We start from the raw sequence: 13,261 nt of genomic DNA on the forward strand, positions 1-13,261 counted from the left end.
TCTTGTTCGGCTTGGCGTTAGCGGACTGCGCTACGCGCAGCAGGTCGGGTTGCCAGCAGCAGCCCAGTGAAGATCAGCCCACCGCCCACCCAGTGGAACGTCCGCAGCCCCTCGCCCAGCACCAGCCAGCCGAGCATCGCGGTAAAGACCGGCATCAGATAGGTCGCCATGGCCGCTTTCGCCGCGCCGACCGTTTTAACGCCGTGGTTCCACGAGAGATAGGCCACCAGCGAGGCGAAGATGGCGGTGTAGGCGATGGCGGTGAGATTGGTCAGGGTTGGCGTGAAGCCACCGACCTGGCTCAGTTCGAACAGGTAGAACGGCAGAATCAGCGGCGTGCCGATCAGCATCAGCACACCCAGTAGCGTCAGCGGTGGAACCTGCAAAAAGCTGCCCCAGCGCCGTAAAAGCAGGGAATACAGCGCCCAAACCACTACCGCCCCGAGCATGATCAAATCGCCCGTCTGGAAAGACAAGCTGCTGAAAACCACCCAACTGCCGCGACTGATGAGATAGATCAGACCGCACGCGGCGATCGCCATGCCGAACCAGGCGCGCCGTGCGGGCCATTCACCTAGCAACAGCCCGCCACCGATAAAGGTGAACAGCGGCAGGCAGGTGTTGACCAGGGTAAGGTTGATGGCTTCGGTACTCTGCGCCGCAGAGTAAAGCAGCGAGTTATAACTGCTGATACCAAGCGCGGCGATGATCACCAGGCGCCAGCTTGCGGCGCGCAGGGTTGCGCGGTGGGCCCAGATCGAAGGCGCGACGAAAGGCAGTAGCAGACAGGTCGCCAACACCCAGCGCCAGAACGACAGGGTCAGCGGCGGGATTGCTTCGTGAAAGGCACGCGCCACCAGCGCATTACCGCTCCAGCAGAGCACAGCAAGCAGCAGGCCGGTGTAGGCCCATCCTTGGCGACCGACCATCAGACCGGCCGGTATGGCCGAAGGCGGTATTGCTGAGGCAATTGTTCGGGACTGCTGATGGTGACATCCAGGTCTTTCCAGATACCGTCCTTGATGCCGTAGATACATCCGTGCACGGCGAGAGGCTGGCCTCGGTGCCAGGCATTCTGGACGATGCTGGTATGGCTGACATTGGCCACTTGCTGGACAACGTTGAGCTCGCACAGGCGATCCACCTGCGCTTCCTCGGTCGGGAAGCTGGCGATATGGTCCCGGTGCTTGTAGTACAGATCGCGAATGGTGCGCAGCCAGCCATCAATCAGGCCGAGCTGGTCATCGCGCATGGAGGCGCGTACGCCACCGCAGCCGTAATGCCCGGTGACCAGAATATGTTTTACCTTGAGCACGTCGACGGCGTACTGGATGACCGATAAGCAATTCAGATCGGTATGCAACACGACGTTGGCAACGTTGCGATGAACGAACAGATCCCCCGGCAGCATGCCAACGATCTCGTTGGCCGGGACTCGCGCATCGGAGCAGCCGATCCAGAGATATTCCGGTGCCTGTTGCTTGGCCAGCTTGGCGAAGAAGGTCGGATCTTCCTCGTTGATGGCTTTTGCCCAGCGCGCATTGTTCTCGAATAACTGATCAAGATCGTTCATATCTGTTCTGGCCTTGCATTCCGACACGCACGTTACGAATCGGTCTGTGTTTTGACAAGTGTGCGGACCGGGACGTCACAGCTTAGACGGTAAACAGTGGGTTCGATTGCACGTCGGCCCTGGGCCGGGAAGAAAACGCGCGTAGATCGCGTAGAAAGTTGTCGCGCCAGGCGTCGAGGTCCGCGGCGCGAATCGCCCGCATCATGTGCTCGTAGCGATCCTTGCGCTCGGCGAGGGACATGCGCAGCGCCCGGTCGAGGGCCTCGGCCATGCCAATGCAATCATAAGGGTTGACGATCAATGCCGAGGTCAGCTCGCGGGCGGCGCCTGCAAAGCGCGACAGCACCAATACACCTGGGTCTTCGGGATCCTGCGAGGCGACGTATTCCTTGGCGACGAGGTTCATGCCGTCGCGTAGTGGCGTGACGAAGCCGATATCGGCACTGCGGAAAAGGCCCATCAGCACACGCCGATCATGGCTCTTGTTGAGGTAGTGCAGTGGTGTCCAATCAAGATCCGAGAGCCAGCCATTGATGTGCCCCGCCGCGCTTTCCAGCTGCTGGCGGATGTGCTGGTAGGTTTTTACATCAGAGCGGGAGGTGGGTGCGATCTGAACGAATTCAACGGCACGTCGGTGTTCCGGATACCGCTCGAGAAAAGCCTCGTAGGCCTTGAATCGCTCCAATAGCCCCTTGGAATAATCCAGCCGATCGACGCTGATGATCTTTTTGCGTGCGACATCGGTGGTACGCCGCATGGGCTTACGGCGGGTCTTGTAGGATTCGGCAAGGTCTTGAATCTCATCAGGCACTACGCCGATCGGATAGACCCCGGCCCGGAAATTCTGCCCGTAGGCGGTCAGGCTGCCATCGGCCTCAAGGATGCCGCGCACCTCGCGGGTCATGTAATCCTGGAAAGCCAGCCGGTCGGTTTCGGTTTGGAAACCGATGAGGTCGTAGAAGCAGAGCGTCTTGAGCAATTCATTATGGGGCGGGATCACCGTGAGGATTTCCGGCGGCGGAAACGGGATGTGCAAGAAGAAGCCGATACGGTTGCGGATGCCCAGCTGACGGCAGGCTTCGGCAAACGGGATCAGGTGGTAATCGTGAATCCAGATGATGTCGTCGGGTTTGAGCAGCGGCTTGAGCTTCTCCGCCAGCATCGCATTGACGCGCCGATAGCCTTCGTACTCCTGACGGTTGTAGCGGGCCAGATCAATGCGGTAATGAAAGATCGGCCACAGCGTAGCGTTTGAAAAGCCGCGGTAATACTGGTCGTAGTCCTGCTTGGTCAGCCCAAGGGTCACGTAGGTGATGTTGCCGACGGTCTCGGTATTGGTTTGGGGAGTGCTGCCTACGTCGCCGCTCCAGCCAAACCAGATGCCTCCCGCCTGACGCAGCGCATCATAAACACCAACTGCCAGCCCGCCAGCAGCGACCTTGCCCGCCTTGATCGGCGCTACTCGGTTGGAAACCACTACTAGTCGACTCATGGGTCGTTCTCGCTTCAGTTTGGTTTTATTGATTTTCTGGCGACTCGGACAAGGCGCTGAGCAAGCCTTCGAGCCAGGTTCCGACGGCCGCTACCGAGTCCAGACGCTCGGCGGCTTCGGTCGGACCTGCTCCGACTTTGATGCTAAGCCCGCCCAGCTCGTTGATCACCCTGAAGCCCGCCTCGTCGGTCAGATCGTCGCCGACAAACACAGGCGTACGGCCCTTGAAGGGCGCCTCCTGCATGAAGGTACGAATCACCTCGCCCTTGATGGCACCGCGCGGTTTGAGTTCAAACACGCACTTGCCCGGCTGCAGCGCCAACACATCGCCGTAGCGCTCGACGAAGCGCTCAGCCAGCCCCCGGGCGGTGTCCTCCAGCTCGGGGGCCAGGCGGAAATGCAGGGCAAATGCGACAGTTTTGTTTTCCAGCGACAAGCCGGGATGCTGGGCACATGCCTGCGCCAGCTCCTGCTCGATGGCATGAAAAACCCCACCGTCGAGGACCAGGTTCTGCATCTCGCCGTTAGCGGTGCGCCGCTCGGCGCCATGCACGCCGGCTGCCGGCAGGCGCAATGGCGAAAGCAGCGCATCGACCTGGCTGAGTGGCCGCCCGGAGATGACCGCTACGGGAACTCCGCTGAGATGCAGGCGTTCCAGCGCCACCAGCGAAGGAGATGGAATGGAAACAAGTTCGGGACGAGGTTGTATCTCGGCCAAGGTGCCGTCGACATCGAAGAAAAAAGCGCAGCGCCGGACCTCTCGCCCGGGTCGGTCATTAGGTTCGTTCATGTTTCGTGAGACTCCGAATGGTCGACGGTGGTTCGCGCTTTTTTGCACCAACACAAGCGCCTGGGCGCTATCGGCTGAATTTATCCAGCTTGGTTCATAAAGCCTGAACCGGCCAGCAATCAGCCTGAATCTTCGCATCAACACCGGGTCACAACCTGCAAGACCGTAGCTCACGCAGGAGGTTGTCATGAACGATCGCAAGCCTTATACGCCGACGGAAATCGACGACACCGAAGACCGCATGGGTTCGATGGAGCAGCTCGATTTCGACCAACATCGCGACGACCGAAAGGGCCGTATCGGTGACGAGGTACCGGCCGAAGAGGTCGAGGATAAGTTCCCACCGGAACGGGTCGCCGAGGCCGGCATGACCACGGGTGAAGTGCCAGACGGCGACACCACCATGGACGATTTGGCACCGGAAACGTTGATTCAGGAGGACGGCTCACGCTCGCCACGCGAGCGCGGCCACGGCGGTCCGGCCGATCAAGATCTAAGCGAGGTCTCCGAGCATCGTATCGGCGCGGATGTGGACCTCGACGAGGCGGAAAAGGCTCGCTATGACCCGTTGGACGGCAAGCCGTGGGATGGTCCGGCCGAAGGCGATTCGGACACCGGACTCGGTGGCGGCGATGCCGTGCTGCACGAGAAGGACGACGTAATGGATGACAACGAGCTCGAAGGCGACGCGCCGCTGGATTCCGGGCGGGACAAGGCGCCAGGCCGATAACCCGGGCGTCAGGCCGTATGACGGGTGAACGCAGCGAAACCCGTCAACGCCCGCCCTGGTTACTCCGCTGAATATAAAGCGCCAATACACAGCGATCGCGACGAGGAATATCGGAGCACTACTCGCAAGTCAGTCCAGCAGGGTACAGGCCAATACCAGCGCATCTTCACGTCCATCGGCAGACGGATAATAAGCGCGCCGACGGCCAACTTCGTTGAAGCCGTAGCGCTCGTACAACCGATACGCCGAGGTATTGCTGGCGCGCACCTCAAGGAAGCATTCACGCCCCCCCCTCTCGCTGGCCCGCTGCATCAGATGTTCAAGCAGCCGCAATCCCAGCCCGCGCCCCTGGCTCTGAGGCTTGATTGTGATATTCAGTAGGTGAGCCTCGTCGATGATCACGTTGATCACACCATGGCCGACCTGCTGCTCGCCTTCGAACATGACCCAGCACTCATAGGCGCTCAGAGCGTCGGTGAAGATCCCCCGAGTCCAGGGATGACTGAAGGCGGCGTATTCGATCTTCAGAACTGTTTCGATATCCGCCGCCGTCATGGGCCGAAAACTGACTGCATCACTCATGAAGCACTACTCATAAACCGGTAACCCAGCGCGACATGCTGCGGCGCATCGCCTTCCACAATTCAGTCTTGCTGCTTGGCTGCTCCATCAGCTGCTCGAGTCCGGGCATGGCCAGGGCGTGACCGATGCCTTCGATATGCAGCTCGCGATAGCAGGCGTCCATCTCGACTTCACCGGCAAAACGCAGCGCCGGGAGCCCGACCAACCAGATACAGGCACAGCCCATTTCCTCCAGCTCGGCGGCCACGACACCCTGTACGTAGTCCCGGGCGGCTTCGGCGCCCTGCTCGAGGCTGCCGCGATGCAAGAGTGGCCAGCGGATCGGCTCGCCATCCCCGACCTGTTGGGGCTTGTCCGGGAGCCTCGCGGCGCGAAGCATATCCTTGAGTAGCAGGTAGGCGGGGTCGCGGCTCTGAAATGACTCACCCGTTGGCAGCTCGACCAACAGCAGGCAATTGCCCGCGCGCAGCAATTGCAGAGCGAAACGCGGTGGCGGCACAGTGACCTTCTGCTCAGCCGCTGACGATTCGACATCACGGGCTTTCGTGGTGGACTTTTTCGGCTCGGGCATGGCGATGCGTGGCATGGCCGCACGCACCGCATCGACGGCTGGGCTCGCCGTGGTCGCTGGCGCGTCTGTTACCGGTGCGGGCGACGAGGGGGCTGGCTGCGCGACGGGCTGCTCAAGCTCGACGACTGGCGCGCGCATGGCTTCGGACTCGACGAGCTGCAACAGCTCCGGCCGCGACGGCGCCGCAAACGGCAGCTCGGCTCGCGGCAGCCACGTGGTGATCTGCATGGCGTCGAGGAAGGCCCGACGCCGACTTTCAGTAATCAAACCCCGGCCACCTGCGGATGCGCCTTGGCGCCAACTTGCATCAGGTTCAGGGCATTCAGGTAGGCCTTGGCGGACGCCACGACGATATCGGTGTCGGCGCCGTTGCCATTGACGATCCGACCGCCCTTCTCCAACCGCACCGTGACCTCGCCCTGCGAATCGGTGCCCTTGGTGATGGCGTTGACCGAATAGAGCTGCAGCGTGGCGCCAGAGTTGGCCACGGATTCGATAGCCTTGAAAGTCGCATCAACCGGACCCGAGCCCTGTCCTGAGGCAGGTTGCTCGTTCCCGTCAACGCTCAGGACGAGCTTAGCGTCCGGCACTTCTCCGGTCTTGCTCGCCACCTCCAGCGTTACCAGCTTGAAATGCTCCTGCACGTCTTCAGCAAGGGTATCGGAGACCAGCGCTTGCAAGTCTTCATCGAAGATCTCGTGCTTTTTGTCGGCCAGCTCCTTGAAGCGCGCAAAAGCCGCGTTCAGCTCACCCTCGCCCGGCAGGACAATACCGAGCTCCTCGAGCCGCGAACGGAATGCGGCACGCCCGGAATGCTTGCCCATGACCATCTTGTTGGCGTTCCAGCCCACCGATTGCGCGGACATGATCTCGTAGGTTTCGCGGTGCTTGAGCACACCATCCTGGTGGATACCGGATTCATGGGCAAAGGCGTTGGCGCCGACGATGGCCTTGTTCGGCTGCACCGGAAAGCCGGTGATGCCGGAAACCAGGCGCGAGGCGCTGAGGATGTGCTCGGTCTCGATGCGGGTGTGCACGTTGAGCAAATCCTGCCGGGTCTTGATCGCCATGACGATCTCTTCCAGCGCGGCGTTACCGGCGCGTTCACCCAGTCCGTTGATGGTGCATTCGACCTGCCGCGCACCCGCAACGACCGCCGCCAGCGAGTTGGCCACCGCCAGGCCCAGGTCGTTGTGGCAATGCACGGAGAACACGGCCTTGTCGGCGTTGGGAATGCGTTCGAGCAGTTGGCGGATCATGTCGGCGTACTGATGGGGGATGGCGTAGCCGACGGTATCCGGAATGTTGATCGTGCGGGCGCCCGCATCGATGGCCGCTTCGATGATGCGACAGAGGAAGTCGATGTCCGAACGTCCTGCGTCTTCACAGGAAAACTCCACGTCGGCGCAGAGATTGCGGGCCTTCGTCACCGCGCGCACAGCCTGCTCGACCACCTGATCCGGCTGCATGCGCAGCTTGTACTGCATGTGGATCGGGCTGGTGGCGATGAAGGTGTGGATGCGCCCGGAATTAGCACCGGCCAGCGCTTCGGCGGCGCGCTCGATATCGGCATCGACAGCACGCGCCAGACTGCACACGGTGCTGTCCTTGATGTGATCGGCCACCGCTTTGACCGCGGCTAAATCCCCCGGACTGGCGATCGCGAAGCCGGCTTCGATCACGTCCACCTTCAGCCGTTCGAGAGCCTTGGCAATGCGCAGCTTTTCTTCACCGGTCATGGAGGCCCCGGGGCTCTGTTCGCCGTCTCGCAGGGTGGTGTCGAAGATGATGACGCGGTCGTTGCTACTCATGTCGAACTCCTCTTGGCCAGCCGTGCGGACTCAGGCGGCGCCTCAAGTGTGAATTGTGGCCGGAAACCAGCAAAGCGGGAAGGCCGAGCGTCTCATTGCGTCATCCCAACGATCAGTTTGGGCTGATTTGCACCTGGGTCAGGCAGTACAATTGCCGCCTATTTTTTGCAGCCGACAGAACCGATTCAGATGATCGAACCCAAGCGCGTACTGCGTGCCCTCGCCGAACACTGGACGTTGCTCGAGCCGCTGTGCGAGCGCTTCGATGCCGGCACCCTGAGCCTGATCGAACTGCGTCATCAGCTCGCCGCGCAACTGCCGGAAGGCACGCCCACCGATATCACTGCCCTGCTCGATCAGTGGATCCGCCTGGATATCCTGGTCCCGGTGGCGAAAAGCCCGAATCGCTTCGAGCTCAACGCGCAAATCCATGACTTCCTCGCCTATCTGCGCCGCGAACATCAGCTCGGCCTGTGCCTGGAGATCGAAGCCTACCTGCGTCACCTGGAACGCCTGGCCGGGCATATTCAGGACGCCTTCGAGATCCGCGACGGCCAGGACCTCGCCCGTCAGTTGCGCCTGCTCGACATGCGCGTGCGCGACGTACTAAAGAAGCTTGCCAACGACGAGCAGGCCCTGATCGGTGTCGCCGACCGAGCCAAGACCAGCGATCGACAGATCCCGCTACGGCAGCGTTATGCGGAAGTGTTGGCGACCTGGGACGAATACGTCGAGCCGATGATTCAGCTGGTCGCAGCGGATGGCGCGTTCGAACAAGGCGTTTACCGCGTCGAGCAGGTCCTGATGAAGCTGCTCGGCGAGCAACAGCGACTCGGCCAGCTGGTCGATGACGACCTTTTACTGCGCACCCATGCGCGCATCCTTGAAATGCAGAGCACCGCCCAGCTCACCCTGCGGCACGCGCGCGAGCTGTTGCTACCGCTGCGAGAGGAAGCACGCCGCCATAATGCGGTAACGCGCGGCGCCGCGCTGGCCTTGTCGGCCATCCGCAAGAAGGGACTCGACGCCGTGCCTCAGGCCTCGTTGCCATTGTTCACCCGGCCGCAGAGCACCTTTCTCGGCTCAGCCAGCCAGGTTGAAGCCTACGTCTACGCACTGGCTCGCTTCGAGCCGAAGCCGGCGCAATTTCCCCGAGCCGGCAGCAAGCGCAAGAGCGACGCACCGCGCTCACCGCTGACAGCACGGGAGATGCTTGACCGATGCGAACAGGCGCTACCGCTGCCTGACCTGATGCGATGGCTGTTGGAGCGGGAGCCGGAAGGCGCGACGGATGAGCTGCTCTATTGGTTTTCCCGCTTGTCGCGCGATGCACGCTTCCAACGCGACCGCCTGGAGCGCCGCGAATACCTGACACGCGAACATCAGGTCAGCCTCAGCTCCTTCGCGCTGCTGGCCAACACCGATGGTTGAGCTTCGCTTTAGATGGGCAGCGCCCTGCCCGTCCCGACTCGAATTCCTTTTTGTGAAAAGCGCTTCGCGGTTTTCACACGATGATTGCCGTGAGCATTGCGTATGAACATTGATCTGAAAGAGATGACCCAGCTCGCGCCAATCTTCCGCGAGCTGTTCAAGGGCTATCACCTGTCCCGCAGCGAGCCGGAATGTTATGCCCAGCTCTCCAACATGCAGGACCAGTACCGTGCGCTGTTCAAGGCACTCGGCTTCGAGCTGGTCTGTGACCCGCGCGGCTTCTACTACTTCGTTCCTGAGCAGATGGGCGCGCAGGTCAACAAGACCGCCCAGCGACTGGCGCTGTTCACCTTCATCCTGGTCGAGCATCTGGCTGATCAGGGCCGCGACCCACTCGCCGTGCTGGACGGCGGCACCCTCGGCCGGGACGAACTGCCAGCCTTGCTGGACAAATACCGCGACCTGTTCCTGCAGGCCGAGGTGACCACCCAGGACGAGCTGGAAGAAAAGATCATCCGCCGCCTGACGCAACTAGGCTTCGCCGAAGACAGCAACGGCATCTACCGTTTCCTGCCGCCGATGCACCGCTTCCTCGACGTCTGCCTATCCGTCCAGCAGGACCGCGACCTCGCGGCGAACCTGCACAGCAGCGATCTGGCACTGGCGGCACCTCAGCTCATGGCCGAGGAAGAAGAGGACGACATCATTGTTATCGACCGCGACCCTGACGATAGCGAAGACGATGCCTTGGCACGCGCCATCGCCGAAGAAAAGGAGCTTGAAGCATGAGCCAGGAACGCTACGGCATCCGCCGCTTCGCCCTGCTGAACACCGCCGGCTATAGCCTCGGCATCTTTCCGCTGGAAACGCCGTTATCTGTTTACGGTGCGAACAACCTGGGCAAGTCCGCGTCGATCAATGCGCTGCAGTTTCCGATTCTGGCGCGCATGTCGGACATGAGTTTCGGCAAGTACAGCCTAGAGCAGTCGCGCAAGTTCTACTTCGCCAGCGACACCAGCTACATCCTCGTTGAAGTCGCCCTGCCCCATGGCGCTCATGTGATCGGCGTTGCTGGTCGCGGGCCGGGTGGTGGCTTCGGTCACCAGTTCTTCGTCTACCAGGGCTCGCTGGATCTCGATCACTACCAGAAGAATGGCACCTGCCTGCGCCAACGCGAGCTGTTCGCCAATTTGGAGCGCGCCGGCATCAAGGCCTACGAGGCCAAGCCGGACGAACTACGCCGGCTGCTGGTGGGTGGGCACACCGCAATCCCGCTGGACATGACGCTGATTCCGCTGCGTTCGACCAGCGAGCAGAGCCTCAAGACATTCCGCACCTTGTTCATCAACCTGCTGCACATGCGCGAGATCACGGCGGCCAAGCTCAAGCAACTGTTTCTCGATGCGTTCGAGCACAGCCTGCGCTCCGGCAGTGTCGATTACATCGCAGCTACCGAAGAGGCTTTCCGCGACGTGCGCCGCATGGAGCAGGACTATCAAGCGCTGGTTGCAGCCGGCCCGTTGGTCGAAGCTCTCGCCGCCGGCGTGGCGCAGCGAGAACTGCTGCGCGGCAAACTGCATCGCTTGTCGCCTTTGCTCGACTCGCTGCTCGGGACTTGGCAGGACTATGCCGGCGCGCGCAAGGAAGAGCTGGTCATCCAGGCCCAACACTATCGCCGCGAGCAGGACGGTCTGCAGAACGAACAACGTGGAAGCACCTCCGAACTGATGCGGCTGGAGCGTGAGATCAGCGAGATTCAACGCTGGCTGGGCGAGCTCTCCTCGCTGAAAAACCGCTTTGCGCTGGTCGATGATGCTCATGTGCTCGAGCAGCAGTTGCTCGCCGCCAAGGATGCTCATGACGAGTTGGCCGGCGCGCTATCGCAATCGCGCCAGTTCTCCAGCGAGGATCTCGACGAGCGCCTGCGCGACCTTGAGAAGCGGCTCAAGTCGGTCCGGCATCAACTGGACCACGCGGACAACAACAGCTACTCCCGCCTGCGTGAGGAGTTCTCACAAGCGGACGTTGATCGCCTGATGCGGCTGTTCAATGGGCAGCTGTTCAGCCTGCCTCTGGGGGACAAGGGCATCGCGCTGGATGATGGCGAGGCCTGGGTCAAATCACTCGAAGCGGTCCTGGATGGCTTCAAGGGCGAGCGTTTCGAGGCGCCGGGCGTCTCCATCGATCTCTCGCATATCGAACCGCAGGCCCTCCAGGCATTGGCCGACCGTGCTGCCCTGCGTGATCAGAAGGATCGGCTGGAGCGTGAATTGAAGCAGTTGAAGGCGCAGCACTCGGTCGCCGTCGACCGCGCCGCCAGTAAGGCTCAGGCCGAGCGGCTTTACCAGCAGGTTCTCGATGCGCAGAAAGCGCTGGAGGACTTCCGCCGCTGCCAGACACTTGCCGCCGAAGAAGGTAGCAAACTCGAACTACTTGCGCAGGCCGAGGCCGCGCAGGACGAGCTCAAGCGAACCAGTGATGCCTTTACCGAACGGGTCCAGCACCTGTCGGCAAAACTGCAACTCGTCGGCCGTCAGCTGGCGGATCTCGAAGCCAAGGAGCGTACGCTGGAGGACGCACTGCGTCGTCGTCAGCTGCTTCCAGCAGATCTGCCCTTCGGCACGCCATTCATGGACCCCGTCGATGATTCGCTGGAAAATCTCCAGCCGCTCCTCAACGACTACCAGGACAGCTGGCAGGCGCTGCAGCGCGTCGATGGTCAGATCGAAGCGCTGTACGCGCAGGTGCGTCTCAAAGGTGTCGCCAAGTTCGACAGCGAAGAAGATCCCGAGCGTCGGCTCCAGCTGTTGGTCAACGCCTATGCTCATCGCCAGGACGAAGCCCTGACGCTTGCCAAGGCACGGCGTGCCGCGGTCACCGATATCGCCCGGACCTTGCGCAACATCCGCAGCGACTACGACAGCCTCGAACATCAGCTAGCGCTGTTCAACCGCGAGATCAACAAGCGTCAGGTATCCAACCTCGAAAGCTTCCGCATTGTGCTGGCGCCGAACAAGGAAGCACTCAAGCACATCGACCAGATCATCCACAGCGCGGGGCAATACGAGCAAGGCGAGACGCTGTCCGTATTCGATCTGCAGCAGAGCAGCGAGCAGGACAGCAAGAACGAGGAGGCCAAGGAGTACCTAGCGCGCTTGGTGGCTGCCAACAACAACCAGTTGGGCCTGAAAGACCTGTTCGAACTCGCCTTCGAGATCACCAAGGTCGGCGGCCAGCCGGTGATTCACACCGACATCGACGGGGCAGCATCAAACGGTACGACAATGACCATCAAGGCGCTGACCAATATGTATCTGTTGCTGCACCTGATGGATCGCGAGCAGGCCGGTCACATTCGTCTGCCCTACTACCTGGATGAAGCCGCTGATATTGACGAGCGCAACCAGCAGGCGTTGATTGAAACCAGCTTGCAACTTGGCTTCGTGCCGATTCTGGCCTCGGTAAAGCCGCAGGTCTCGGCGCACGTTGCCATCGACCTGGAAGGCGGCAACAGCCCAAGCGGGATTTACATCGACGAGGCGGACTGGAAGTTCATAAAACGTCGTGAACAGCCCGAGCCAATGCCGCTCACAGGCGATCAAAGGCGCGTAGAAAAGACCGAAGCGGTGAGCTGAATCGAACACCAGCCAGCCCGAGACACGGGCTGGTTAACTCTCTCCTTCGTCCCCGCTTCTTAGCCCAAAAGCTTTCATACCCGAGCTGTGCGAGCTGCCGCGCCAGGGAGCTTCAACCCAACGGCCAAGCTTGCATCGAAAGCGATAGCGTCAGTCATACGCAATCTTAGACCACACCGTAACCGTTTCTTTGGATCCCAACACGGTCATTCCAAGCCCTGTTACGACTCGTGTAACGCGCGAGCTTAAGCAAACGCAACGGCTCCCCTGCGCGCGCCCTTTCGTGCAACCGAGAAAGGCCACCGGCTGCTCGGACAACCCACTATTTTGCTGCCACACCCAAAACAGGGCGTGCGGCCGCGTCCAGCCTCGGAAGGCAGTGTCAACGGTACTACGGGTGATTTGTAAAGAGTTCATGCCGCGCTAAGGCCGCTTCGGCCGTATCAATCCCTTCGGACAAGCCGCCAAGGTGGTGCTCGGAAGACGCTATCGGAAGGGCACATGCTTAGGAGACGCCGGTTGCGATGGGGCAAATCAGCAGAAGAACTCGCCGCTAGGCGACCTATGGCTGGGCCGCTTTCTGAGCCCTGCTCGGTCGGGCATGCTGCCAGCCCCAGGAGCCGATCGACTTTTCTTTCGCGCAAAG

General features: G+C 61.2%; 11 protein-coding genes. 4 read left to right on the top strand and 7 right to left on the bottom strand.

All coding sequences use genetic code 11. The features are described from left to right. Window positions 1-17: 17 nt before the first annotated feature. The 4 genes from DQ405_RS19050 to otsB all read right to left on the bottom strand — a co-directional run bounded on the left by DQ405_RS19050 (window position 18) and on the right by otsB (window position 3,855). Window positions 18-929, bottom strand: coding sequence for a DMT family transporter (locus tag DQ405_RS19050; protein ID WP_168425644.1), 912 nt, complete (start codon window positions 927-929; stop codon window positions 18-20). Further along, window positions 929-1,573 (bottom strand): carbonate dehydratase, encoded by a 645-nt coding sequence (gene can, locus DQ405_RS19055; protein ID WP_168425645.1) that lies wholly within the window; start codon window positions 1,571-1,573, stop codon window positions 929-931. The genes DQ405_RS19050 and can overlap by 1 nt, the downstream gene beginning before the upstream one ends. 82 nt (window positions 1,574-1,655) lie before the next feature. After that, window positions 1,656-3,065, bottom strand: a complete 1,410-nt coding sequence (gene otsA / locus DQ405_RS19060; protein ID WP_168425646.1) for an alpha,alpha-trehalose-phosphate synthase (UDP-forming) — start codon at window positions 3,063-3,065, stop codon at window positions 1,656-1,658. A 25-nt stretch (window positions 3,066-3,090) separates the two neighbouring features. Next, window positions 3,091-3,855, bottom strand: a complete 765-nt coding sequence (otsB, locus tag DQ405_RS19065) for a trehalose-phosphatase (RefSeq protein ID WP_168425647.1) — start codon at window positions 3,853-3,855, stop codon at window positions 3,091-3,093. A 187-nt stretch (window positions 3,856-4,042) separates the two neighbouring features. On the opposite strand from otsB, the gene DQ405_RS19070 reads away from it, so the two are divergent. Continuing rightward, a complete protein-coding gene (locus DQ405_RS19070; protein WP_168425648.1) occupies window positions 4,043-4,585 on the top strand; it encodes a hypothetical protein in 543 nt (180 codons plus the stop codon). Window positions 4,586-4,714: 129 nt separating this feature from the next. On the opposite strand, the gene rimI is transcribed toward DQ405_RS19070, so the two are convergent. The 3 genes from rimI to DQ405_RS19085 are packed head-to-tail and all read right to left on the bottom strand — an operon-like array spanning window position 4,715 to window position 7,549. Continuing rightward, entirely contained in the window at window positions 4,715-5,167 is a 453-nt protein-coding gene (gene rimI, locus DQ405_RS19075) for a ribosomal protein S18-alanine N-acetyltransferase (RefSeq protein ID WP_168425649.1), read from the bottom strand. 10 nt (window positions 5,168-5,177) lie between these two features. Next, the gene (locus DQ405_RS19080) at window positions 5,178-6,005 is read right to left on the bottom strand and encodes an energy transducer TonB (protein ID WP_168425650.1); all 828 of its coding nucleotides are present in this window, start codon (window positions 6,003-6,005) and stop codon (window positions 5,178-5,180) included. Continuing rightward, window positions 6,002-7,549 carry a 2-isopropylmalate synthase gene (locus tag DQ405_RS19085; protein ID WP_168425651.1) on the bottom strand — a complete coding sequence of 516 codons (1,548 nt, stop codon included), beginning with the start codon at window positions 7,547-7,549 and terminating at the stop codon, window positions 6,002-6,004. Before DQ405_RS19085 ends, DQ405_RS19080 begins: the two co-directional genes overlap by 4 nt. 189 nt (window positions 7,550-7,738) lie before the next feature. On the opposite strand from DQ405_RS19085, the gene mksB reads away from it, so the two are divergent. From mksB to mksF, 3 genes are all read left to right on the top strand, one after another. Further along, window positions 7,739-8,980, top strand: coding sequence for an Mks condensin complex protein MksB (gene mksB, locus DQ405_RS19090; RefSeq protein ID WP_168425652.1), 1,242 nt, complete (start codon window positions 7,739-7,741; stop codon window positions 8,978-8,980). Window positions 8,981-9,082: 102 nt separating this feature from the next. Beyond that, a complete protein-coding gene (gene mksE, locus DQ405_RS19095) occupies window positions 9,083-9,769 on the top strand; it encodes an Mks condensin complex protein MksE (RefSeq protein WP_168425653.1) in 687 nt (228 codons plus the stop codon). Beyond that, window positions 9,766-12,615: an Mks condensin complex protein MksF gene (gene mksF, locus DQ405_RS19100; protein ID WP_168425654.1), complete on the top strand. Its 2,850-nt coding sequence runs from the start codon at window positions 9,766-9,768 to the stop codon at window positions 12,613-12,615. Before mksE ends, mksF begins: the two co-directional genes overlap by 4 nt. Window positions 12,616-13,261 lie beyond the last annotated feature (646 nt).

Source organism: Pseudomonas sp. SST3, from assembly GCF_003325755.1.